The following is a 25174-nucleotide window of genomic DNA, read 5'->3' as shown; positions in this document are numbered from 1 at the left end:
TTACCGGAAGGGATGAGAGCAAGTGAAAATTGTCAGAGTTCTAAACACGAACGCGGTCGTATCGACAGACCGGCAGGGAAAGGAAATCATCATCACCGGTGCCGGTATTGGATTTAAAAAGAAAAAAGGCGAGGAACTGGATAAATCTCTTGTAGAGAAGATTTACTGCCTGCAAAGTGAAGAAGATAATCACCGGCTTCAGCAGGTGGTTCGGGAGATTTCGGAGAAGTATCTGGAGACGGCCGGGAAAGTCGTGGTTTCGGCGAGAAATGCGGGATTGAAAGTCCGGGATACTTTGTATGTAACGCTGACTGATCATATCAATTCCGCAGTCGAGCGTTATCAGAACGGGATCAGCCTGAAAAACATGATGCGTCATGAGATCAGGAAGTTTTACCCTCAGGAGTACCGGATCGGCTGTCAGGCAATCGAATGGATTGAGAAAAAGACAGGGATTGATCTTGGAGAAGATGAGGCGGCATTTATTGCCATGCATATCGTATCTTCCGAGTTCGAGACAAGTGAAGTTTCAGATGTGCAGAAGATTACAGAACTGATCAATGCAATTATCAAGATTGTAAAAATGCATTTTAAGATTGATTTCGATGAGGATTCCGTATCCTATCAGAGATTTCTGACACATTTGAAGTTCTTTTCCGCCCGGGTTATGGACGGCGAAGTGTATCAGGACAGCATGGAGGAAATCTACCGTGCCATGGTAGTGCAGAACAGCCGGGCATATACCGGCGTGGAAAAAGTGGCACAGTTTATCGAAAAGCAGTACGGGTACAGGCTTAGTATTGATGAAGAGCTGTATCTGCTGATTCATATAAAAAGAATATTGGATGAACAACAAGAGTAGTTCACAGGTTTGTTATTATTCAGTTAAGCAAGACCTGACCGCAAAAAGAGCGTACATCCCGGGAATGTACGTGCTTTTGTGGTCAGGTCTTTGTATTTTCCGGGAAATGCCGGAGAAATAAATATTTTATGAAGAGGTGAAGACATGGATTACGCAAGTGTAGCCAAAAAAATCCTGCAGCGTGTAGGGGGAAAAGAAAATGTAATCAGTCTTGTACATTGTATGACAAGACTTCGATTCACACTGAAAGATGAGTCCATCGTAGATGATGAGGCGGTAAAAAAGACAAAAGGCGTTATGGGCGTCATGAAGAAGGCGGGCCAGTATCAGATCATTATTGGAAATGATGTAGCCAATGTATATGCAGAGCTCAATAAGCTTGGCAATTTCTCAAGTGAGGCTCCGAAAAAGGCGCCGGAGAAGAAAGAGAAAAAGAATGTGGTTTCCATGCTGATGGATACGATTTCCGGCATTATGGCTCCGGTTATTCCGGCCATCATCGGTGCGGCAATGATCAAGGTACTTTTAACGCTCCTTCCGATGATTGGAGTGCTGAGTACTGAAGGAGATACCTACAATCTGTTAAGTGTAATGGGTGACGGTGCATTCTTCTTTATGCCGGTGCTGATTGCGATTTCCGCATCCAAGAAATTCGGCACCAATATGTATTATGCGGCAAGTATCGCACTGATTATGCTGCATCCGAATTTTATTTCTCTGATGAGCGAGGCAAATGAAGCAGGCGAAATAGTAAAATTTCTGGGATTCATCCCGGTAACGTATGCATCTTATTCCTACTCGGTTATTCCGATTATCCTTGCGGTGTGGTCGCTGAAATATGTGGAAAAACTGGTAGACAAGATTACTCCTGTGGTGACAAAGAACTTCTTAAAACCGATGCTGGTCGTACTGATTGAAGCACCGATTGCACTGATCGTGTTAGGACCTCTTGGGGCTATTTTCGGAAATGTATTGTCTGACGCGGTATACTTTGTTCACGACAAGCTTGGATTTATCGCAATCGGTATTGTAGCCGGTATCTATCCGTTTGTCGTGATGGCAGGAATGCACCATGCATTTACACCGATCAAGCTTGGAATGATCGCGACAACAGGATATGAAAACTTTATCTGTATCGGAGAACTCTGCTCCAACATGGCACAGGGTGCGGCGGCGCTTGCAGTATCCATCAAAAGTAAAAACAAAGATTTCAAACAGATTGCCGGTTCTTCCGCATTTTCCGCACTGTTTGCCGGAATTACGGAGCCTGCTCTTTACGGTGTAACACTTCGTCTGAAACGGCCGATGCTTGGCGCATGTATTGGAGCGGCTATAGGAGGACTGTTCGGCGGATTCTTCCAGATGAAATGCTTTGGTATTGCAACACCGGCGATTGTAACGATTGTACAGTATGTAGAGGAAGACCGGGCATCCAGCCTTCTGATCGCAGCACTTACGATTCTTCTGACAGTTGTAGTGACATTTATTGCAACAATGATTATCGGATTTGAGGATATTGTGGATGAGGACGATGATCTGGATGAAGTGACAATGGAAGCGGATGTAAAAGAGGAAGCACTGGAAGAGAAACTCCTTAAAGAAGGAGAAGAAATTCACGTATCCAGCCCGATGCAGGGAGAATGTATTCCGCTGGAAGAGGTAAAAGATGCGACATTTTCACAGGGAATCCTCGGAAAAGGAACAGCGGTGATCCCGGAAAAAGGGGAAGTGAGAGCGCCGTTCGACGGTCGGATTGACGTGATGTTTGAGACTGGACATGCAGTTGGAATGACAAGTGAAGACGGGGTAGAACTTCTGATTCACGTTGGAATGGATACTGTAAATCTGGAAGGAAAATATTTCTACCCGAAAAAGTCATCCGGAGACAAGGTGAAAAAAGGAGAAGTGATTCTGGAATTTGACAAAGATGAAATTGTCAAGGCGGGATATGACATTACGACTCCGATTATCGTCTCCAACACAGATAAATTCAAAGACGTGGAGGCTGACGTGACCGGGCCGGTGAAAGAACTGGATGAGATTTTAGTAATTAAATAAGAAAAGAAAGCAGGAGGAAAGGCAATGGAACAGATGAAAGCAGCCGGATTTCCGGAAGGATTTTTATGGGGCAGCGCATCTGCCGCATACCAGATTGAAGGCGGCTGGCAGGAAGGCGGCAAAGGCGTAACAAACTGGGATACATTCGTACGTATTCCTGGAAAGACATTTAAAGCGACGACAGGCGATGTGGCGGTTGATCATTATCACAGATACAAAGAGGATATTGCATTGATGGCAGAAATGGGACTGAAGACCTACCGCTTTTCCATCTCCTGGGCAAGAATCTACCCGGAAGGAAAAGGGAAAGTTAATGAGGAAGGCGTTGCCTTTTACCAGAATATCATTGATGAATGTCTGAAATACCGGATCGAACCAATGGTGACGATCTACCACTGGGATCTTCCTCAGGCACTTGTGGACGCTTATCAGGGATGGGAAAGTCCGCAGATTATTGAAGACTTTGTCAATTATGCAAAGACACTGTTCACACGATTTGGAGATAAAGTGAAATACTGGATTACACTGAATGAGCAGAATATTTTCACTTCCCTTGGATGGCTTACTGCACAGCATCCGCCTGGAAAATTTGATGACCAGAAAATGTTTTATCAGGTGAATCACCATGCTTTTATGGCTCATGCAAAAACTGTGCTTGCCTACCGGGAGATGGGCGGAAAAGGCGAGATCGGTGCAAGTTTTGCATACACCCCGTCCTATGCGCTGGACTGTAAACCAATCAATGCCATGGCAAAAGCAAATTATGATGATCTGAAAAATTACTGGTGGATGGATGTTTATGCATATGGACGTTATCCGATTGCTGCTCTTACTTATTTAAAAAAGAAAGGATTCGCACCGGACATGGCTGAAGGCGATGAGGAGATCTTAAGAAAGGCGGCTAAAGAGATCACCTTCATGGGCGTAAATTATTATCAGAGCTGTGTCTGTGAATACAATCCGATAGACGGTGTAACACCGTACGGAACGATGAATACAAGCGGTGTCAAAGGATCAGCTCAGGAAGTGGGAATTCAGGGAATCTATAAGAATCCGGCAAATCCATATCTTCTGACAACCGACTGGGACTGGAGCATTGATCCATCGGGACTGTGGTTCTGCTGCCGTGAAATTACAAGCCGCTATGGACTTCCGATTATCATTTCCGAAAACGGACTTGGCGCATTTGACAAGAAAACAGAAGAAAATGAGATTCACGATGAGTACCGGATCTGCTATCTGAAAGAACATATCAAGGCACTGGGAGAAGCGATTGAAGAGGGATGTCAGGTTCTTGCATACTGCACCTGGTCCTTCACCGACCTCTTAAGCTGGCTGAACGGATATCAGAAGAGATATGGATTCGTCTATGTGGACCGGGAAGAAGAGGAAGGCGGTACCTTAAACCGCTATAAAAAAGACAGCTTCTACTGGTACCAGAATGTAATCCGGACAAACGGAGTGGAGCTCTTTAAAGAGTAACGCTTTTGTTGTTCTGAAAGTGCTTTCAGGACATCCCCATGATTGACTTTTATATATGACAAGATTATAATAATATCAGCTAGATAAAAACATATTGAAAGTGGGGTATTAGCAATGGATCAAGCAAAATTAGGAAGAATCTTAACAAAGATGGAAGAGCAGGGAATGCCGCAGATGATCATTTCCGATCCTCCGACAATTTATTACTTAACAGGTAAGTGGATTCATCCGGGCGAAAGAATGTTAGCTCTTTACCTGAATGTAAACGGAAACCACAAACTTGTAATTAATAAGTTATTCCCACAGGAAAAAGATCTTGGTGTTGAGCTTGTTTGGTATGATGATGTAGAGGATGCAGTTGAAATCTTAAGCCAGTTTGTTGAAAAAGACAAACCGATCGGAATTGATAAAGTATGGCCGGCAAGATTCCTTCTCAGACTTCAGGAATTAGGCGCAGGAAGCAAATTCCTTAACGGTTCTATGATCGTTGACTATGTGAGAATGGTAAAAGACGAGCATGAGCAGCAGCTGATGAGAGAAGCTTCCCTTGCAAACGACAAGATTATGGAAGAGCTGATTCCGCTTGTAGTAAAAGGATACACAGAAAACGAACTGAACGCAAAAGTTCGCGAAATGTATGCGGCTACAGGTCATTCAGGAGTTTCCTTTGACCCGATCACAGCATACGGAAAATCCGGTGCAGATCCGCATCATGTAACAGATGATACAAAAGGAAAACGTGGAGACAGCGTTGTACTTGATATCGGCGGTATCTTAAATGATTACTGCTCAGATATGACAAGAACAGTCTTCATCGGAGAAGTATCTGACAAAGCAAGAGAAGTATACGAGATCGTAAAAGAAGCTCAGCAGAGAGGTATCGATGCTGTAAAACCGGGCGCAAGAATGTGTGACGTTGACCTTGCCTGCCGTAACTACATCACAGAAAAAGGATATGGCGAATACTTCACACACAGAACAGGACATTCCATCGGTATGGAAGACCATGAATACGGCGATGTTTCTTCTGTAAACGAAGACATCATCCAGGTTGGACAGGTATTCTCCATCGAACCGGGTATCTACCTGATGGACGAAGGAATCGGTGTTCGTATCGAAGACCTTGTTATCGTAACAGAGGACGGATGCGAAGTACTGAACCACTTCACAAAAGATCTGATCGTAGTTCCGGAAGAATAAGATTTTCATTAAGATTCTGAAAAGACAAATTGAGGCACAGGATGTCAGATCCTGTGCCTCTTGCAATAGTGTCTTATTTCAGTTTTCTTTCATAGAAATGGACGGATAAGAAGAAGCTGATGACCAGAAGAACAATGGAAATCAGAAGCCCGATCACAAACAACAGGGTTCTGTTGAGGAATAACAGGTCCAGAATGTTGAAATTTAATGCCGACACGGCATATGTCATTGCGGTAATACAGGTGGCAATGACATACAGGATTGTTCCGAGCTTGGCGCCAAAGAGAAAATAACCAAAGTAGGTAACTGCCATAAAGGTGAGGGAAAGCGGGATTCCCATGGCACAGATCTGCATCCCTTCTGTAAAAGAGGCCACCTTGTAGACAGAAATATAAATCAGTGAAAATCCAAGGGAGACCAGCAGGAAAAATCCTGTACAGAGCAGTGCCAGGATATATTTGGCAAGAACAATCTGCCTCACAGTCAGCGGAAATGTACGCTGTAATTTATAAAAGTGTGCGATCTCATCCTGCTCCATGGAAAACTGAAGCATGGAAGTGCCAAGAATCGGAATCGCCACGCCGCAGAAAAGAACAAATACATATCTGGTCTGGAATACGAGGGTCAGTGCCACGATCATGACCGTGGCAAAAATCCAGTTCAGCAGGTTCTTACGTATGATAATGCTCTCATAAAAATCTTTTAATATAATTCCTTTCATTCCAGTTTCTCCCCCTTTGCGTAAAATAGCATGATTTCCTCCAGATCGGCAGAATGGATTTCCACATCCTGGAAAATCTGTTTGAGACTGTATCTGTTTTTGACAAGGACACGGTAACTGTAGTCCTCTTTCCGGTAATAGACAACGTCTTCCGGATTCAGGTTATCGAGAAAGGATTTTTTGCAGTTGATAATGCCGTACTCATTCTGAAGCTCATCATAGGACTGGAAAAAGAGCAGCCTGCCATGATGAATATAGGCAACATAGTCGGCGATTTTATCCAGGTCGCTTGTAATATGGGAGGCGATCAGGACCGTATGATTTTCTTCCTCGCTGAATTCCCGGAGAAGGTCGAGGATTTCATCCCGGAATACTGGATCCAGGCCGTTGGTCGCTTCATCCATGATCAGAAATTTGGGAGAATGACTGAACGCGATGGCAAACTCCAGCTTGGTTTTCATTCCCCTGGAAAATGTTTTCAGGCGTTTCTTTGCGGGAAGATCGAAGCGTTTCAGATAGGAACGGTAACTGTCCGCATCCCAGTTTTTGTATACATGAGAAAGAAACTTCCCGATCTGAAGAGGGGTAAAGTTTTCATCATACCCTGCATCATCAAAAATGACGGCCAGATCCTGCTTGATCAGATTCGGATGTGCGGCGATGTTTTTTCCCAGCAGCTCCAGCCGGCTGTAATCAGCTGGGATGAGGCCGAGGAGTGCATTGATCAGAGTTGATTTTCCGGAACCATTTTCACCGATGATACCGAGAATCGTACCCTGAGGAAGAGAAAAGGAGATATGGTCCAAGGTAAAGTCTTTATAGCGTTTTGTCAGATTTTCAATTACCAGTGCCTGCTGCATGGAATTAGTCCTCCTTGTAAACAAGTTCAAGTGTAGTCTGAAGCTCCTCGAGGGAAAGTCCGTTCTCTCTTCCGAGGGTGGCGGCGTCCGTCAGGAGCTCTTCGATTCTGCGCAGATTTTCTTCACGGATGAAATCCTGATTCTGGGTTGATACAAAAGTCCCCTTTGCAGGAACTGTGATGATAAATCCGTCTCTTTGCAGATCGTCGTAGGCACGCTGCGTCGTGATGACGCTGACGTGCAGGCTTTTGGCGAGCTTGCGCATGGAGGGCATAGCCTCGCCGGGTTTCAGCTCGCCTTTCATAATCATCTCCTTGATCTGAGATGTAATCTGTTCATATATTGGTTTGTCGCTGGAGCTGCTCAGTATGATCTCCACATAATCACCTTTCTTTCCATCTGTTTCACTGTCTTTGTACAGTTTACCTGATAAAAAGGCAGGAGTCAAAATCAATTTGACTCAAAGCCGTTTTTCCGGTAAAGGATGAGAAACAGCAGGATGGAAAGCAGGGCCTCCAGGACAAGTACCAGAATTCCTTTCGTATCGATCACAGACGCTCCGAGATCCAGATTGGTGATGGCCGTGTTAAGCGTTCCGGTAAACAGAAAGCCGGAAATCCGTTCGATCGTTTCGTTCAGACCGGAGAGCATCGGGATGAGCATCAGTACAATCAGAACCGGAGTGGTGATGGTGCCGGCGGTCATCTGGTTTGGTGCAAAGATTCCGAAAATCATGCCGATGATACAGCTGATCATAGAAGCAGCTGTCGAAACAGCCAGGAAAGCCATCCATTCGGAAGCGTCAAAGGTCATTCCGGAAAGGAAGACACAAAGCACATTGACGATGATAAGCAGAGCCAGTGACGGTAGAAGACTTCCGATGGAAAATTCCAGTCCGTTTACGGAGGAGGTCATCAGGGTGCGGAGTGTATGTTTTTCTTTCTCTTCGGCAAGCAGAGCGGCAACGCAGTAGATGCCGGTCATACAGATATTCATCAGTACACCCATGGACAGTGCATAGCCGCTTGTGTCAACGCCGATGTCCATATTTCCGTATATCATTTTGATCAGATAGGTAAAGGCCAGAGAAAATGCCGGCATGATAATCAGGTTTTTGCTGAAAAGTGTGCGGCCTTTTACTTCCATAATTGCGGTCAGTTTTCTAAGATGAATGGTTTTCATGATAATGTCCTCCCTGTCACAGTTAAAAATACAGTTTCCAGTGTCGGTTCGCAGGAGTGAATCGTCTCAATCACGTTCTGCGAAATCCAGCCGGCGAGTTTCCGGCTGGTTTCTTCACTTTGTTCCAGCTCATGCCGGCTTCCGTCCTGTAAACGGACCCGGTACCTCTTGAGGGTATTATATTTCAGGCAGATGGATTCCGGTGTGCCGTACTCTACGATGGTGCCTTCGTTTAGCAGGGCAACGTGGTCGCAGAGTTTGGAGGCCTCTTCCATATTGTGAGTGGTCAGGAAAATGGCCATACCGGATTCTTTCAACTCAAGAAGCATCCGGTGGATTTCCAGAGCGGTCGTCGGGTCCAGTCCGCTGGTCGGCTCATCCAGAAAGAGTACTTTGGGGCGGTGAAGGATGGCCCGTGCAAGGATGAGGCGCTGTGTCTGGCCTTTGGAAAGCCTGCCGGCAGGTTTCTTCCGGTGATCATACAGCCCGATCCGCCTCAGAAGAGGGTCAATATCCTTGAGCGGTACATTCAGAAGCCTTGCAAAATATTTCAGATTGTCATAGACGGACAGCCGCTCATAGATTCCGCTTTGATCCGTAACAATTCCGATCTGTTCATAGATGGACTCATCAATGTCCTGACAACGTTTTCCAAGCACTTTGGCTTCCCCGGAAGTAGGGAGAAGCTGTCCGGTCAGGATTTTGATGGTTGTGGTCTTCCCAGCACCGCTAGGGCCAAGAAAACCGAGAATTTCGCCTCGGTGAAGGACGGCGCTGATATCTTTCAGAACGAGGTCATTCTGAAACTTTTTGGATAGATGGCGAAAGGAAATATATTCGTTGTTCATAAGCTTACTCCTTTTTTGTTAATACTGTACTTGTTTGATAAGTACAGTTTAGCACGAACTGACACTACTGTCAATATTAGATATATACAGCTTGAATTTTTTTTCAGGTTTCGTTTGACAACAGGAAAAAACAGTGATTAGATAGGAGTATGCAATTATGAGAAGAAAGGAAGAAAGAGTATGATCAGCAGATATACATATGGAAGTTGCATTGAAACCGGTGCGGTGCCGGAAAAGCCAGAGATCGAGGCGGGAGCGCTTCCTTTTTTTGTGGTAGATGAAGAACAGATGACTTTGACATACCGGATGGCGGAACACGACCGGGTATACGGACTGGGGGAAAATCTGCGCGGAATCAACAAGCGTGGATGGATCTATGAAAGCAAATGTACGGATGACCCGAATCATATGGAAGAAAAGCGTTCTCTTTATGCTGCCCATAACTTTTTTGTAGTGGACGGTTCGGAGACGTTTGGCGTTTTCGTGGACTATCCGGGAATTGTAAGTTTTGATATTGGATATACGAAGATGGAGGAACTGAAAATTCAGGCATCGGACTGGAATCTGGATGTTTACGTGATTACAGGCATGGATGTGAAAGATATTGTAAAGCAGTTCCGGAAAATGATCGGACGCAGTTACATTCCGCCGCTGTGGGCATTTGGATATGGACAGAGCCGCTGGGGATACCGGAGTGAGGATGATGTCCGGGAAGTGGTGAAAGCGTACCGGGATCTTCAGATTCCGTTGGACAGCGTATATCTGGATATCGATTATATGGAGCGGTATAAGGATTTTACCCTCAATCAGGAAACATTTCCGGATTTTCCGGACTTTGTAGAAGAAATGAAGAAGGAAAACATTCACCTGGTACCGATTATCGATGCCGGCGTGAAGGAAGAAAAGGGATATCCGGTATATGAAGAGGGAATCGAGAAGGGATACTTCTGCAAAAAAGAAGACGGGACTCCGTTTGTGGCAGCAGTCTGGCCGGGCAGAGCCTTATTCCCGGATATGCTCAATACCGAGGCGCGTAACTGGTTTGGAGATCAATACCGTTTTCTTCTGGATCAGGGGATCGAGGGCTTCTGGAACGACATGAATGAGCCGTCCATCTTTTATACGGAGGACAGCCTGAAGGCGGTCATGGAAAAAATCGATACCTATAAAGGAAAAAATCTGGATCTGGACAGTTTCTCTGAATTCCAGGGGCTTGTGGGAGGCCTTTCCAACAATCCGGAAGACTATAAAGCATTTTACCATGATATGGACGGTGTCCGGGTGCGCCATGACCGGGTGCACAACCTGTTTGGATACAATATGACAAAGGCGGCAGGAGAAGCGTTTGAACGTCTGGAACCGGACAAGAGAATTCTCATGTTTTCTCGTTCTTCCTATATCGGTATGCACCGGTATGGCGGAATCTGGCAGGGTGACAACAAGTCCTGGTGGTCCCACCTGCTTTTAAATATCAAGATGATGCCGTCTTTGAATATGTGCGGTTTCCTCTATACAGGAGCGGATCTGGGCGGATTCGGCGCAGATACGACAGAGGAACTTCTGATGCGCTGGCTGGAGTTCGGCATTTTCACGCCGCTCATGCGGAACCATTCCGCCGCGGGAACAAGGGAGCAGGAAGTCTACCGGTTTGGAAATACAGCAGGATTCCAGCATGTGATCGGACTGAGATACCGGCTTATCCCGTATCTTTACAGTGAATATATGAAAGCGGCGCTCCGCGGCGAAATGATGTTCCGCCCGCTGGCCTTTGATTATCCGGACGATAAGTATGCCGCTCAGGTGGAGGATCAGCTGCTTCTTGGCAATGAGCTGATGCTTGCCCCGGTCTATGAGCAGAACGCGAGAGGGCGTTATGTTTACCTGCCTGAGACGATGAAGATGGTACGCTTTAAGGAGGACGGAACGATGGAGACAGAGATCCGTCCGGCAGGACATCAGTACATCGATGTGGAACTGACAGATGTTGTATTTTTCATGCGTCCGGATACGCTGATTCCGCTGGCAAAACCGGCACAGTGTACGCAGGACATTGATTTTGAGCATCTGGAGCTTTTGAAATTTGTGCAAAATGAGATGGCATCTTATGAATATTATCATGATGACGGATACAGCAAGGATTATGAAAATCCGGAACATCTCTCTCTTCTTTTTTCAACGACAGAAGAATAAAATGGAGTGAAAAAATGACCAAAAAAGAGCTGACATTAGAAGTAATTGAAAGATTGAGAAAAGAATATCCGGACGCGGACTGCACGCTGGATTACAATGAGGCGTGGAAGCTTCTGATCAGTGTCCGGCTGGCGGCACAGTGCACCGATGCGAGAGTCAATGTGGTGGTGCAGGATCTGTATGCCCAATATCCGGATATCAACGCAGTGGCGGATGCACCTGTGGAAAAGATTGAAGAAATTGTGTGTCCGTGTGGATTAGGAAAGAGTAAGGCAAGAGATATCAGCGCCTGTATGAAGATCCTGAGAGACGAGTACGGCGGACAGGTTCCGGACGATTTTGACGCCCTGTTGAAACTCCCGGGTGTCGGCAGAAAAAGTGCAAACCTGATTATGGGAGACGTCTTCGGAAAACCTGCCATTGTGACCGACACGCATTGTATTCGTCTGGTAAACAGAATCGGTATTGTGGATGGCATCAAGGAGCCGAAAAAAGTAGAGATGGAGCTCTGGAAACTGGTGCCGCCGGAAGAGGGGAGCAGTTTCTGCCACCGTCTTGTTTACCATGGGCGGGATGTCTGTACAGCAAGAACAAAGCCGTACTGTGACAAATGCTGTTTAAGTGATCTGTGCGGAAAAAACGGGGTTGACAATTAATAAGGAGGAAAATGCGATTGACCTATCAATATACCTTTATTCAGTGGCTGCTGTTTTTCTTCATTTACTGTTTTCTCGGATGGGTATGGGAGAGCTGCTATGTTTCCATAAAGAAGAGGGAATGGATTAACAGAGGATTCCTGCACGGACCGATGCTGCCCATTTATGGAAGCGGTGCGATTATCGTGCTTTTATGTACAATTGGAGTGAGAGATCAGGTGATTCTGATATTTATTTTCGGAATGACAGGGGCAACCATTCTGGAATACGTGACAGGGGCCTGCATGGAGCGGCTTTTCCGGGTACGGTACTGGGACTACAACCATATGCCGCTGAATCTGAAGGGCTATATCTGTCTCCCGGTTTCGCTTGGCTGGGGTGTGTTTTCTGTGCTTCTTGTGCGGGTGATCCATGTACCGATTGAAAATCTGGTTCTCCAGATTCCGGAACGGATTGCAGAAGTAGTATCTGTTGTCTGTTCCTCCGCGTTTGCTGTGGACTTTACTCTGTCCTTCAGCGAGGCAATGGACCTGCGGGATATGCTGATCCGGTTAAGCGACAGCAACGAAAAGATCCAAAGACTGCAGAAGCGTCTCGAAGTTGTTTCCGCATTTGCGGAGGATGGACTGATGCAGTATCAGATGAAACGGGAAGAACGAAAGATGTCCCGGAAAGAATTCCTGGAAGGAATGATCGAACGGCAGAGAGAAAACCGTCGTATGATGCTTGTGGAGCTTATTGACAGAGTCAACGAGTCCATAGATGCCGGTCTGGAGAAGCGGGAAGAGCTTCAGAAAATTAAAACACAGATCGAGCAGGAATTTAAGAACATCGGATCGCTGACGAACCGGGCGGCAAGACGTTCCGCAAGACTGCTGCACCGAAATCCGAATACGGTATCGAAGAGATATGCCGAAGCGTTAAAGCAGGTACAGGAAATGCTGAAGAAAAAGAAATAGGAATGAGGAAAAAACAACATGAAAAAAGAAAAGCTTTTGACCAACGGATGGGTGGTGGCCATCGGGGCCATCATCAGCTGTGCGTTGTGGGGAAGTGCTTTTCCGTGCATTAAAATCGGATATAAGCTGTTGAATATCGCCGCGGATGATGTCAGCACACAGATTTTATTTGCGGGGGTGAGATTTACACTTGCCGGCGTGCTGAGCATTGTATTTGAAAGCATCATAGAAAGAAGAGTACTGCTTCCGAAAAAAAGTTCCATTGGAAATATTCTGAAGCTGTGTATGATGCAGACGGTCATCCAGTACCTCTTCTTCTATGTTGGACTGGCACACTCAAGCGGGGTGACCGGATCGATCATCACGGGAACAAACAGTCTTCTGACGATTCTGATTGCCTGCTTCATCTTCCGCCAGGAAAAAATGACGCTTCCGACCATGATTGGGTGTGTGGTCGGTCTTGCCGGTGTCGTTGTAGCAAATCTTGGAGGGGGTTCCATCGGAACACAGATGCACCTTAATGGAGAGGGATTTGTCTTTATTGCGGCATTATTTTATGCGATCTCATCTATCTATCTGAAGAAATATTCGCAGCAGGATGATCCGGTCATGTTAAGCGGCTATCAGTTCCTTGTGGGAGGACTGATCCTTTCCGTGCTTGGATTTGCAACAGGCGGACGTCTGTCAGGATTTACCTTGCAGTCATCCCTTCTGCTTTTGTATCTCGGATTTTTATCCGCCATGGCTTACGCACTCTGGGGTATTCTTCTGAAATACAATCCGGTGTCCCGCGTAGCGATTTACGGCTTCACCAATCCGGTAATCGGGGTACTCTTATCAGCGTTGCTTCTTGGAGAAGGTGGCCAGGCATTTTCCGCAAAAAATCTGCTGGCACTGTTGCTGGTATGTACGGGAATTATTGTCGTGAACCTGTGGAAAAAGAAAGCAGGGGAACAAAAGGTGCCTCAGGCAGAATAAAATAAAGAAACTTTATTAAATCGGGAATGGTTTATTGGAATCATTCCCGATTTTTATGTTCAGAAGGCGGAAGGGGAGAGGGTGCCGCTTGAGCGATACTGGCTTGGAGTGCATCCTTCCCATTTTTTGAAGGTATTACAAAAACTGGTTTCGCTCTGAAATCCTGTACGAAACGCAATTTCTTTTATGGAAGTGCCGGAAGATTTTAAAAGAAATTTTGCTGCGGAAATCCGGGTGGCGATCAGATAATGGTGGGGTGTCATCCCGGTTTCTTTTGCGAAGATCCTTGTGAAATGGTATGGACTGACATTCGCCTGTTTTGCAAGTGTAGTCAGCGTGAGGGATTCATGAAAGTGTTCATTTATATAGGTGATGGTATCCGTAATAGAGGAAGTGCGAAGGGCGCTTCTCTTTTTGCTCTGCCCGGAAAAGAGAAGACTGTTTAAAATACGGGTAATATAATCGGAGAGAGCATGTTCTTCCAGCGGAGAAGAAGTGCAGAATATTTCATAAATCCGGGAGAGCAGGCCGCCTGGAACTTCCGGATGCGCAGGGGCAATAACAGGACCGCATTCAGACAGAATTTCATCATGGTAAGCGCGGGCGAGAGGACCGTCAAAATGCAGCCAGACAGCCTCCCAGGAATCCTCACTGCCATAGCTGTGAGGGTGGTAGCAGTCCAGCAGAACAAACTGTCCGGCTGAGGCGGTATAGGATTGTGAGCCAGCCGAAACAGTGCAGGTTCCTTTTGAAATATACATGATCAGAAAATTGTCAAAATGATTTCTTTCTATGAAATAACCCGGCTCATAGATAAAATATCCGGTCAGGAGCGGATAGAGGTAGAGCTTTCGGGCAAGGGCGCTTGGGGTGTAGACATAGTAGTCTGACTGAGGTGAAACTTTGAATTCGGTAGAACGCATATGATACCTCCATTTCTTTTAATGCTATTGTAAAGCAATTATCTGTAAAACGCAAAAGAAACAGCAATTTTTTTAAATAGATGAACAAGAAACAATAATGATTTCGCGGAAAATGCATATTACAATATGCTTAAAATAATAAATGCAGACGAGGAGTATCAATATGGAGGAAGTAAAGATCTGGGAAGAAGAGGTAGTCATTCCTACCTACGAGATTGGGGAACCGGATAAAAACCCGATGTTTCTGGAAAAGAGAGTCTATCAGGGCAGCAGTGGAAAGGTGTATCCTTATCCGACGATAGAAAAGATCAGTCAGGAAAAGACAGATAAAGTTTACAAGGCAGTATTTCTTGAGAATCAGTATATTAAAGTGATGATTCTTCCGGAACTTGGCGGACGGATCCAGAGGGCCTATGATAAGACGAACGAATATGATTTTGTATATTATAACCGTGTCATTAAGCCGGCGCTAGTCGGACTTCTGGGACCATGGATATCCGGAGGAATTGAATTCAACTGGCCGCAGCATCACCGGCCGACGACATTCATGCCGGTAGATTATCTGATTCAGGAACATGAAGATGGAAGTAAGACGCTTCTTGTCAATGATGTGGATCAGATGTATGGGACAAAAGGAATTGCAGGATTTACGCTGTATCCGGATAAGGCGTACATTGAAATCAGAGGACAGCTTTACAATCGGACCGCGCTGCCGCAGACCTTTCTGTGGTGGGCAAATCCGGCCGTTGCGGTTAACGACTACACGCAGTCAATCTTTCCGCCGGATGTACATTCGGTAATGGATCATGGAAAAAGAGATGTTTCCCGTTTCCCGATTGCCAACGGGGTGTATTATAAACACGATTACAGTGAGGGAGTTGACATTTCACGATATAAAAATATTCCTGTGCCAACTTCTTATATGGCAGAAAAGTCTGACTATGATTTCGTGGGAGGCTATGATTATCAGAAAGAGGCTGGAATTCTGCATGTGGCAGACCACCACATTTCGCCGGGCAAGAAGCAGTGGACCTGGGGATGCGGGGAATTCGGAAAAGCATGGGACCGGAATCTGACGGACGAGGATGGACCGTATATTGAACTGATGACGGGAGTATATACGGACAATCAGCCGGATTTTACATGGTTAAAGCCGTTTGAAGAGAAGACATTCTGCCAGTATTTCATGCCGTACAAGAAGGTCGGACCGGTAAAAAATGCGTCGATTCATGCAGCTTTAAATATGGAAGTACGAAAAGAGGGCCTGTATGTCTGCGTATATGGTACACAGCCATATGATGACGCGGAAATTGTGGTGACAAAACAAGGAGAAAGAATCTATTCGGAACGTTGTATGATCTCGCCGGTAGATATTTATGAGAAGGTGCTGGACATTACGGTGGAAAAAGAATCAGATCTCAAAGTACAGGTATTTTCAGGAGAAGAGCTGCTTGTTGAGTACCGGCCGGAAGATGCTGGAATTCCGGAGCTTGCAAAGCCGGCGGAGGCGGCAAAAGATCCGGAAGAGATTATGACAAATGAGGAACTGTTCCTCACCGGACAGCACATTGAGCAGTACCGGCATGCGACGTATCTGCCGGATCCATACTATCTGGAAGGATTAAAAAGGGATCCGGGTGATATACGAATCAATAACGCATATGGACTTCTGCTGATGCGAAGAGGATGTTTTGAGGAGGCTGAATCCTGTTTCCGGAAGGCGTTGCAGAGGTTGACCTGGAAAAATCCGAATCCATATGACAGTGAGCCGTACTATAATCTGGGACTGGCATTGTTTTATCAGGGGAAAATGGAAAAAGCTTTTGACGCATTTTATAAGGCAACCTGGTCAAATGAACAGCAGGAAATGTCCTTTTATTATCTGGCGGCGATTGAGTCGGGAAGAGGGCATTATGAGGCTGCGTTGGAGTTCGTCAACAAGGGGCTGGTGAAAAATGTGCATAATATCAAAGCAAGAGGTCTGAAAGCAGTGATATTGCGAAAGCTTGGGAAACAGGAAGAAGCAAAGCGGCAGATCGAAGAAAATCTGAAGGTGGATCCGTTCGACTTTGTGTCTATGTTTGAGAATGCTTTATTGGAAAAGGACAGTCCGGATGCACTCGCTGAGATGAATAAGCGGATGAGAAACTTTGGGGAATCCTATTTGCAGGCAGCCAGAGACTATGCAGAATCCGGAAATTATGAGGAAGCGGTTGCGATTCTGGCACAATGTACGGAAGAAAAGCCGATGCTTTACTATTACAAAGGGTATTATCTGCACTGCATGGGCAGTACCACGGAAGCGAAAGCGGTTTATGAAACAGCTGAAACGTGCAGTCCGCTTTACTGTTTCCCGAACAAGCTGGAAGATATTGCAGTATTGAAGGATGCGATCGCAGCCTGCAGTGATGGAGCAAAAGCATACTATTATCTGGGAAATCTTTATTATGACAAGCTGCAGTTTGATCGGGCTGTTGCTTTATGGGAGGAATCAGAAAAGCGGGATGACAGTTTCCCGACGGTTCATAGAAATCTGGCGATTGCTTATTATAATAAGAAAAAGGATCCGGCGAGAGCACAGGAAGAGCTGGAGCGGGCATATGAACTGGACGAGACAGATGCACGGGTGTTCCTGGAACTGGATCAGTTATATAAAAAGCTGGAAGTCCCGTTTGAACAGCGGATCCAGAATTATGAAAAGCATCCGGAAGTCATAGAAGAAAGAGATGACGTACGGATTGAATATATTACATTACAAAATCTGCTCGGAAACTACAAGAAAGCATATGAATCAATTATGTCCCACACATTTCGTCCATGGGAAGGAGCAGAAGGAAAAATTACGACTCAGTATAAGATTGCACTTCTTGAGATGGCAAAAGAATGTATTGATGTAAAAGAATACGGACAGGCAAAGGACTATCTTGAGAAGGCGCTCAGGTATCCTGAAAATCTTGGAGAAGGACGTCTGGAGGGAACGAAAGATAATCATATTTACTATTATCTGGGAATTTGCAATAAGGCGCTTGGAAAAGAGCAGGAGGCGCACGGATACTTTGAACGGGCTTCTCTAGGAGACATCGAACCTGCCGGAGTAATGTATTACTATGATCAGCCGGCGGATATGATTTTGTATCAAGGACTGGCAAAACGGGAGCTGGGTAAGGAAAAGGAAGCCAGATCACGGTTCTTTAAGCTGCTTGATTACGGGGAACAACATCTGAATGATGAAATGCGGATTGAGTATTTTGCGGTTTCCCTTCCGGATTTTCTGATTTTTGAAGATGACCTGAACAGGAAAAACAAGGCTCACTGCTGGTATTTAATGGGGCTTTCTTCTCTGGGACTGGGCGAACTTCAAAAGGCAGAAGGATTTTTTGACAAGGCGCTGTCATACGATGCCAATCATCAAAATGCACGGATGTACCGGAAAATGACCTTGAAATAGAAGGAGGAGAAGAATGAAAACATTACAGTATGTTCAAAGAGAAACATTTTTACCATATGGAGAGGTCCTGGAATTTCCGGCCGGCATAGAAGAAACATTCTGTATTATTACTACAGAAGAGAAGGAACCATGGCGGCTTGCCGTGTTCCGGTATACAAACAAAGAAATCCAACGGATGGAGTGTCACCCGACATCCCGGGAAAGTTTTGAACCGCTGCATGGGCTGACAGTTCTTGTGGTAGCAACGCATGAAAATCCGGAAGAATACGAAGCATTTATACTGGACAAGCCGGTATGCCTGAAGAAAGGGATCTGGCATCAGGTGCTGGCACTGACAGAGGAAGCACAGGTTAAGATTGTGGAGAATCTGGAAGTACAGTCCGAATTTTATGATCTGGAAAAAGCGATCCACGTTTTGGTAGGATAGATACCGCAAAGAAAACAGACACAGTGGAAAAGGCGTTGTAATCATGGACAGGAGTCTGTAATTACAGCGTCTTTTTGATAAATACCATGTATTTGACAGCCCCGAAGAGAAAGCGGATTCATGACCGATTGAACAGGAAACATAAAATTCTTAAATTATTAAAAAAGTATAAACACATGCTTGACAAAGGAAGTTAGTGGTAGTAAACTTGATAACAGTTAGAAAATGCTAACCATTTTCCGGAAGGAAAAAGATTCTAATAAGCGGAGGGGATTCTATGCAGCCATTGATTTTTTTACAGCAGGGTGATAAGGCCTGGATTAAACGCGTGGGCGGAGCTGAGGAAACAAAACGCTTTCTTGCGGGACTCGGATTTGTTGAAAACGCGGAAGTCAGTGTGATTTCCAAATTGAACGGGAACCTGATTGTAAATATCAAGGATTCCAGAGTCGCGATCAATGAAGATATGGCCAAACGCATAATGGTATAGTCTGACGGAAAACACCGGCTGTTTTTAACCTATAGGAAGGAGAAGAAATATGACATTAAAAGACGCTGAAGTTGGTTCAACAGTAGTAGTAACCAGAATTGAAGGAGACGGGGCATATAAGCGCCGGATCATGGATATGGGAATTACAAAAGGGAGCGAAATTTATATCAGAAAAGTAGCGCCTCTTGGAGACCCGGTAGAAATTACCGTGAGGGGATACGAACTCTCTGTAAGAAAAAATGATGCAGAGTGTGTACAGGTTAAGTAAAACTAACAATATTTTTTTAAACATGAGTTAACATAAACTAACTTTAGGAGGTAGGATTTATGGCAGTAAAAATTGCGCTCGCCGGAAACCCGAACTGTGGTAAGACGACGATGTTCAATGCCTTGACGGGAGCGAATCAATACGTTGGGAACTGGCCTGGCGTTACCGTTGAGAAAAAAGAAGGAAAGGTGAAGAGCAGAAAAGGGAAGGAGGAAGTGATCGTAACAGACCTTCCTGGAATCTATTCTCTTTCACCATATACACTGGAGGAAGTTGTCAGCCGTGATTATCTTCTGAATGAAGATCCGGATGTCATTATTGATCTGGTAGACGCGACAAACATTGAGAGAAACCTGTATCTGACAACACAGCTCATCGAGACAGGAATTCCGGTTGTAATCGCGTTAAACATGAGCGATCTTCTGGCAAAGAACAATATTAAAATCGACGTAAAAAGACTGAGCATGCTGATTGGCTGCCCGATTATTGAAACATCCGCCTTAAAAGGCACAGGATTGAATGAAGTGATTGACGAAGCCGTGAAAGTTGCGAAAAAGTCCGAACACAAGCTTCCGGGAGAAATCTTTGAAGAAGATATTGAAAAAGCGGTTTCTGACGTGCAGGGAATGCTGCCGGATTCTATCAGTGAAAACAAGAAAAGATGGTACGCGGTGAAACTTCTGGAGCGCGACAGCAAAGTCAAAGAAAGCAAGAAGTTTCCACATGCAGTATTAAATCAGGCAGAGACAGAGGCAAAAGAACTGGAAAAAGTACACGATGATGATATGGAAAGTATCATTACCGATGGACGCTATAATTACATACAGAAGCTTGTAGCATCTACTGTGAAAAAGGCAAAAGGACAGCTTACCGTCTCTGACAAGATCGACCGGATTGTGACAAACCGTATTCTCGGTATTCCGATTTTCCTTATAGTTATGGCGGTTGTGTACTACATTTCCGTTACGACAATCGGTACGATTGTAACAGACTGGACGAATGACGTTTTTGTAGTGGCAATTCAGGATGCGGTTTCATCCGGGCTTGGCGCGATCGGCGCAGGGGATCTTGTGACAGGGCTTGTTGTAGACGGCATTATCGGCGGTGTCGGCGCGGTACTCGGATTTGTACCGCAGATGGCAATTCTCTTCCTGTTCCTGTCTCTCCTTGAGGACTGCGGATACATGGTTCGTATCGCGTTCGTTATGGACCGTATTTTCCGTCACTTCGGGCTTTCGGGAAAGAGCTTTATTCCTCTTCTGATCTCTTCAGGATGCGGTATCCCGGGAATCATGGCCTCCAAGACTATCGAGCAGGATAATGACAGACGACTTACTATTATGACAGCAACCTTCATCCCATGCGGAGCAAAACTTCCGGTTATTGCCCTTATGGGAGGGGTTATGGCAAGCTATGCGACAGGAAGCTATGTGGCAGGCGGATTTGTTGCTCCGCTGATGTACTTCATCGGAATTCTGGCGGTACTTGTATCCGCAATCATTTTAAAGAAGACAAAACCATTTTCCGGAAAGCCGGCTCCGTTCGTAATGGAGCTTCCACAGTACCACATTCCGTCTGCAAAGACAGTACTGATGCATGTATGGGAAAGACTGAAAGGCTTCATTATTAAAGCCGGAACGATTCTCTTCCTCGCATGTGTAGTGATGTGGTTCCTCGGAGGATTCGGATTTGCAGACGGAGGATTCGGAATGGTAGAGGACAGCAACAACAGTCTCCTTGCGGTAATCGGCGGCGTGATCGCTCCGCTTTTTGCACCACTCGGCTTTGGGGAATGGCAGCCGGTGGCAGCATCCCTGTCCGGATTCACAGCAAAAGAAGCGATCGTATCCACGATGGGTGTTCTTGCGAACGTAGCAGGGGATACCGAAGATGCAGTTAACGTTGCACAGGGCGTGGCAGCATGGTTCCCGACAACCATCGCGGCATTCTCTTTCCTGCTGTTCAACCTGCTTGACTCTCCGTGCCTTGCAGCGATTGCCACAATGGCGCAGCAGATGCAGTCCAGAAAATGGTTCTGGTTTGCAATCGCATTCCAGAATATATTCGCATACCTTGTATGCTTAAGCGTATACCAGATCGGAAGCTTTGTAATGGGTGGAGCATTCGGAATCGGAACAGCAGCCGGATTTATCGTAGCAATCATTTTCCTGGTTTTACTGTTCAGACCGGATCCGTACAAAAACCAGAAAGTCTATACCAAAACTTCTGTTCAGGCAGCAAGATAAGAGGTATAATAAAGAAAGCTGGCTATGATTTACCATGGCCGGCTTTCATGAACATTTCAAGAAATTATTATTAAACAATTCAGAAAGAACATACAAACACATATGAATAGAAGGAGGGAACAAAACCATGATAGCAGGTATTGCCGATATCATTATCCTTGCACTGGTACTTGGATATTGCGGATACATTATTTACAGAAAACATCAGGATAAAAAGAGCGGGAAAGGAGGCTGCGCAGGATGCAGCGGCTGCTCCGGTTCCTGCGCGGGCTGCAGCGCTTCCCTCTATCAGAAAAAGAAATAAACAGCCGAATGAAAACAGCCCGATTGTTCAGGAAAGAAGGTAGAAAAATGGGCGATACAAACTCCATGCTCTATGCCATCGGCGCATTCATTCTCATCTATCTCATTGCGATGGGAATTTACCAGCTGGTTCTCTGGATCAGAAAAAAACGGAAAACCGATAGAACAGACAGCAGATTACAGATATTCAGTACGGATATTTAAAGTTATTACGGAGATTTTTTCCCAAAATGTAAAAGAAGAAATAAAGGAGTAAAAATATGGTAGACATCATTATCTTACTCATCGTATTAGTTATCATCATTTTCGCAGTCAAAGGAACTATTAAACACTTCAAAGGCGAAGGAGCCTGCTGCGGAGGAGGAAGCAAAGGACTGATCAAAACCGAAGAAAAGAAACTGCAGCATCCAAAAATCGGAGAAAAAACAGTAAAAATCTCCGGCATGCACTGCGAACACTGCGCAGAAAACGTGACCAGATCCATCAACAGAATCGACGGCGCAGCCGCCAAAGTAAGCTTCAAAAAATCACAGGCCATCGTATCCTACGACCGCCAGATCTCAGACGACGACATCCGGAACGCCGTCAAAAAAGCAGGCTACGAAGTAGTAGAAATTATATAATTTTTCATTAACGGGGACGTGTTCCGATGCATCGGAACACGTCCCCGTTGGCGAAATTGTAGAATGTTTTTGAAAGTGTTGTGTTTTCTGGGATTGGGGTGGTTTTTAATGGATTTTGACCTGTCCCCGATGGTGAATTTTCAGAAGATTCGGAATATATGGAAATGGGAGACGGGATCAGGGGGATGTGATATGATAAGGGAGAATTGAAAGTGAAAGATGGGAGATTGAGATATGAGTTTTGCTGTTGTGACGTTGAAAAAGGGGGAGGGCCGGATGTTGAAGTCCGGTGGTGCCTGGATTTTTGATAATGAGATCGATAGTGTATTGGGTGAGTTTGATGATGGGGATATCGTGCTTGTCCATGATTTTGACGGGTATCCGATGGGCAGGGGATTTATTAACCGGCATTCAAAGATTCGTGTGCGGATGCTGACGAGGAATATTGATCAGGAGATTGATGAGGAGTTTTTCTGTATGCGCCTGAAAGATGCATGGGAGTACAGGAAAAAAACGGTGGATACATCGAGCTGCCGGATTGTGTTTGGCGAGGCGGATTTTCTTCCGGGCATGGTGATTGATAAGTTCTCGGATGTGCTGGTGTTTCAGGCGCTTGCTCTGGGAATTGACCGATATAAGGAACTGTTGATTGAGCTGCTCCGGGAGATTCTTTTGGAGGATGGTATCAGGATCCGCGGTGTGTATGAGCGCAGTGACGCGAAGGAGAGAGAGAAGGAAGGACTGAAAAAGGTGAAAGGATTCCTCGGAGAGGAATTTGATACGAATGTTGAGATCGTGGAGAATGGTGTCCGTTATATTGTGGATGTGAAGGATGGCCAGAAGACCGGATTTTTCCTGGATCAGAAGTATAATCGTCTGGCGATTCAGAAGCTCTGCAAGAATGCAAAGGTGCTGGATTGTTTTACACATACCGGATCGTTTGCACTGAATGCGGGAATTGCGGGCGCGGAGAGTGTGCTTGGTGTGGATGCGTCGGATCTGGCGGTAAATCAGGCCAGGGAGAATGCGGATCTGAACGGGCTTTCTGACCGGGTGAAATTTATCAGCCGGGACGTGTTTGAACTGCTTCCGGAGCTGGAGAAGCAGGGAGAAAAGTATGATGTTGTGATTCTGGATCCGCCGGCGTTTACGAAGTCCAGAAGTTCGATTAAAAATGCGGTGAAAGGCTACCGGGAAATCAACCTGCGTGGCATGAAGCTGGTAAAAGACGGTGGTTTTCTTGCAACCTGTTCCTGTTCTCATTTCATGGACTATGAGCTGTTTACGAAGACAATCGCTCAGGCTGCGAAAAATGTGCATGTAAGGCTTCGTCAGGTGGAATTCAGGACGCAGTCTCCGGATCATCCGATCCTGTGGGCGGCGGATGAATCGTATTATTTGAAGTTTTACATCTTCCAGGTATGCGATGAGAAATAGGGTGCAGAGGCATCCGGAAATCCTTGATTTATAAGGATTTAAGGTAATGTGGCAATGGAGAAAAAATATCGTAACCTGTTGTCGGATGGTGCAATTTTTTAGAAAAATGGTGTAGTAAATGGTGTAGTGCCAGAATGTAAAAATGAAAATGGTGTAGTACATTGACAGGAACCTGAAACCTGATAATTCATCGTAAAAGAACATATAGAAATACCCTGACAGGTCTTTGAAGCACAGGATGCCTGACAGGGTATTTTTCAGCTTTTTGGAAATATGTGAGAAGAAAAATGAGTGGTCATTTAACGGGCAGAGAAGTATAATCAGATTGACTGGCAGATAAAATAAGAGGTTTATAAGTATGATGATTGGAATTATAGAAGATGACCGCCTTCTGAATCAGGCATTGAATCAGTATTTGACAGATAATGGATATTCCACTGTTTCTGTTCATTGCAAAAAAGAAGCATTGGATATATCTGTTGAAGACATGGACTTGTTTGTAATAGATATTGGACTTCCGGATGGGAATGGAATCAGTTTATATCGTGAACTGACTTCTGAGAGAAGAATTCCGGCGATTTTTCTGACGGCTAGAGACGAAGAAAAGGATATGATCGAGGCCTTTGAAAGCGGAGCGGATGATTATGTCGTAAAACCATTTTCTATGAGGGTGCTTCTGAAACGAATAGAAGCGGTTCTTAAGAGGCATAAAGAGGGCAGCATGCTTACCTGCGGCGACATTACTTTATATCCGGAAAAAAAGAAAGTGTTTTCAGGAAACGAAGAAATTATCCTGACAGCAAAAGAATATCATCTGCTGACTCTCTTTATGGAAAATCAGGGACAGGTATTGACAAAGGAAAATATTCTGGACAGGATCTGGGGACTTGACGGAGCGTTTATAGAAGAGAATACTGTAAGTGTCACGATCAGCCGGCTGAAGAAAAAGCTGGGCGGCGATCGGTCGCATATAAAGAATGTTTTTGGTCTAGGTTACCGCATGGGGGAATAAA

The 25174-nt window shown here is 45.3% G+C and carries 24 protein-coding genes; 18 read left to right on the top strand and 6 right to left on the bottom strand.

Annotated features, from left to right (window positions below):
• Positions 1–22 precede the first annotated feature (22 nt).
• The 4 genes from B5G11_RS03960 to B5G11_RS03945 all read left to right on the top strand — a co-directional run bounded on the left by B5G11_RS03960 (position 23) and on the right by B5G11_RS03945 (position 5602).
• Positions 23–862: a PRD domain-containing protein gene (locus B5G11_RS03960; RefSeq protein ID WP_087252247.1), complete on the top strand. Its 840-nt coding sequence runs from the start codon at positions 23–25 to the stop codon at positions 860–862.
• A 144-nt stretch (positions 863–1006) separates the two neighbouring features.
• On the top strand, positions 1007–2920 hold the full coding sequence (locus B5G11_RS03955) for a beta-glucoside-specific PTS transporter subunit IIABC (RefSeq protein ID WP_087252246.1): 1914 nt from the start codon (positions 1007–1009) through the stop codon (positions 2918–2920).
• Between the two features lie 24 nt (positions 2921–2944).
• On the top strand, positions 2945–4402 hold the full coding sequence (locus tag B5G11_RS03950; RefSeq protein ID WP_087252245.1) for a glycoside hydrolase family 1 protein: 1458 nt from the start codon (positions 2945–2947) through the stop codon (positions 4400–4402).
• 114 nt (positions 4403–4516) lie between these two features.
• A complete protein-coding gene (locus B5G11_RS03945; RefSeq protein ID WP_087166789.1) occupies positions 4517–5602 on the top strand; it encodes a Xaa-Pro peptidase family protein in 1086 nt (361 codons plus the stop codon).
• Positions 5603–5675: 73 nt separating this feature from the next.
• On the opposite strand, the gene B5G11_RS03940 is transcribed toward B5G11_RS03945, so the two are convergent.
• From B5G11_RS03940 to B5G11_RS03920, 5 genes are all read right to left on the bottom strand, one after another.
• Positions 5676–6323: an ABC-2 transporter permease gene (locus B5G11_RS03940; RefSeq protein WP_087252244.1), complete on the bottom strand. Its 648-nt coding sequence runs from the start codon at positions 6321–6323 to the stop codon at positions 5676–5678.
• Positions 6320–7183, bottom strand: a complete 864-nt coding sequence (locus B5G11_RS03935; RefSeq protein WP_087252243.1) for an ABC transporter ATP-binding protein — start codon at positions 7181–7183, stop codon at positions 6320–6322. Before B5G11_RS03935 ends, B5G11_RS03940 begins: the two co-directional genes overlap by 4 nt.
• Before the next feature lie 4 nt (positions 7184–7187).
• Positions 7188–7562, bottom strand: coding sequence for a GntR family transcriptional regulator (locus tag B5G11_RS03930; protein ID WP_087166930.1), 375 nt, complete (start codon positions 7560–7562; stop codon positions 7188–7190).
• 71 nt (positions 7563–7633) lie between these two features.
• The gene (locus B5G11_RS03925; protein ID WP_242958913.1) at positions 7634–8365 is read right to left on the bottom strand and encodes an ABC transporter permease; all 732 of its coding nucleotides are present in this window, start codon (positions 8363–8365) and stop codon (positions 7634–7636) included.
• On the bottom strand, positions 8362–9213 hold the full coding sequence (locus B5G11_RS03920; RefSeq protein WP_087252242.1) for an ABC transporter ATP-binding protein: 852 nt from the start codon (positions 9211–9213) through the stop codon (positions 8362–8364). Before B5G11_RS03920 ends, B5G11_RS03925 begins: the two co-directional genes overlap by 4 nt.
• A gap of 180 nt (positions 9214–9393) precedes the next feature.
• Here B5G11_RS03920 and B5G11_RS03915 point away from each other — a divergent pair, with 180 nt between their 5' ends.
• The 4 genes from B5G11_RS03915 to B5G11_RS03900 are packed head-to-tail and all read left to right on the top strand — an operon-like array spanning position 9394 to position 13996.
• Positions 9394–11403: a TIM-barrel domain-containing protein gene (locus tag B5G11_RS03915; protein ID WP_087252241.1), complete on the top strand. Its 2010-nt coding sequence runs from the start codon at positions 9394–9396 to the stop codon at positions 11401–11403.
• A gap of 14 nt (positions 11404–11417) precedes the next feature.
• Entirely contained in the window at positions 11418–12059 is a 642-nt protein-coding gene (nth, locus tag B5G11_RS03910; RefSeq protein ID WP_087252240.1) for an endonuclease III, read from the top strand.
• 17 nt (positions 12060–12076) lie between these two features.
• Positions 12077–13018 carry a putative ABC transporter permease gene (locus B5G11_RS03905; RefSeq protein ID WP_242958911.1) on the top strand — a complete coding sequence of 314 codons (942 nt, stop codon included), beginning with the start codon at positions 12077–12079 and terminating at the stop codon, positions 13016–13018.
• An 18-nt stretch (positions 13019–13036) separates the two neighbouring features.
• The gene (locus tag B5G11_RS03900) at positions 13037–13996 is read left to right on the top strand and encodes a DMT family transporter (RefSeq protein ID WP_087252238.1); all 960 of its coding nucleotides are present in this window, start codon (positions 13037–13039) and stop codon (positions 13994–13996) included.
• A 59-nt stretch (positions 13997–14055) separates the two neighbouring features.
• Here B5G11_RS03900 and B5G11_RS03895 read toward each other — a convergent pair whose 3' ends face one another.
• A complete protein-coding gene (locus B5G11_RS03895; RefSeq protein ID WP_087252237.1) occupies positions 14056–14919 on the bottom strand; it encodes an AraC family transcriptional regulator in 864 nt (287 codons plus the stop codon).
• Positions 14920–15082: 163 nt separating this feature from the next.
• On the opposite strand from B5G11_RS03895, the gene B5G11_RS03890 reads away from it, so the two are divergent.
• The 10 genes from B5G11_RS03890 to B5G11_RS03850 all read left to right on the top strand — a co-directional run bounded on the left by B5G11_RS03890 (position 15083) and on the right by B5G11_RS03850 (position 25173).
• The gene (locus B5G11_RS03890) at positions 15083–18367 is read left to right on the top strand and encodes a DUF5107 domain-containing protein (protein ID WP_087252236.1); all 3285 of its coding nucleotides are present in this window, start codon (positions 15083–15085) and stop codon (positions 18365–18367) included.
• 13 nt (positions 18368–18380) lie between these two features.
• On the top strand, positions 18381–18794 hold the full coding sequence (locus B5G11_RS03885) for an ureidoglycolate lyase (RefSeq protein WP_087166800.1): 414 nt from the start codon (positions 18381–18383) through the stop codon (positions 18792–18794).
• Positions 18795–19071: 277 nt separating this feature from the next.
• Positions 19072–19284: a FeoA family protein gene (locus B5G11_RS03880; protein WP_087166801.1), complete on the top strand. Its 213-nt coding sequence runs from the start codon at positions 19072–19074 to the stop codon at positions 19282–19284.
• 49 nt (positions 19285–19333) lie between these two features.
• On the top strand, positions 19334–19552 hold the full coding sequence (locus B5G11_RS03875; protein ID WP_087252235.1) for a ferrous iron transport protein A: 219 nt from the start codon (positions 19334–19336) through the stop codon (positions 19550–19552).
• A gap of 59 nt (positions 19553–19611) precedes the next feature.
• Entirely contained in the window at positions 19612–21798 is a 2187-nt protein-coding gene (gene feoB, locus B5G11_RS03870; RefSeq protein ID WP_087252234.1) for a ferrous iron transport protein B, read from the top strand.
• A gap of 127 nt (positions 21799–21925) precedes the next feature.
• A complete protein-coding gene (locus B5G11_RS03865; RefSeq protein WP_087166804.1) occupies positions 21926–22102 on the top strand; it encodes a FeoB-associated Cys-rich membrane protein in 177 nt (58 codons plus the stop codon).
• Positions 22103–22149: 47 nt separating this feature from the next.
• Positions 22150–22305, top strand: a complete 156-nt coding sequence (locus B5G11_RS16495) for a hypothetical protein (RefSeq protein WP_204229565.1) — start codon at positions 22150–22152, stop codon at positions 22303–22305.
• Between the two features lie 56 nt (positions 22306–22361).
• A complete protein-coding gene (locus tag B5G11_RS03860; RefSeq protein ID WP_087166805.1) occupies positions 22362–22724 on the top strand; it encodes a heavy-metal-associated domain-containing protein in 363 nt (120 codons plus the stop codon).
• A gap of 234 nt (positions 22725–22958) precedes the next feature.
• Positions 22959–24161, top strand: a complete 1203-nt coding sequence (locus B5G11_RS03855) for a class I SAM-dependent rRNA methyltransferase (RefSeq protein WP_087252233.1) — start codon at positions 22959–22961, stop codon at positions 24159–24161.
• A gap of 358 nt (positions 24162–24519) precedes the next feature.
• Entirely contained in the window at positions 24520–25173 is a 654-nt protein-coding gene (locus B5G11_RS03850; protein ID WP_087200714.1) for a response regulator transcription factor, read from the top strand.
• The last annotated feature ends 1 nt before the right edge of the window (position 25174 follow it).

Source organism: Drancourtella sp. An57 (assembly GCF_002161525.1).
In the GTDB taxonomy this organism is placed as follows: domain Bacteria; phylum Bacillota; class Clostridia; order Lachnospirales; family Lachnospiraceae; genus Sellimonas; species Sellimonas catena.
Note: the sequence above shows the minus strand (reverse complement) of the source record. Positions and strands in the feature narration are given on the sequence as shown.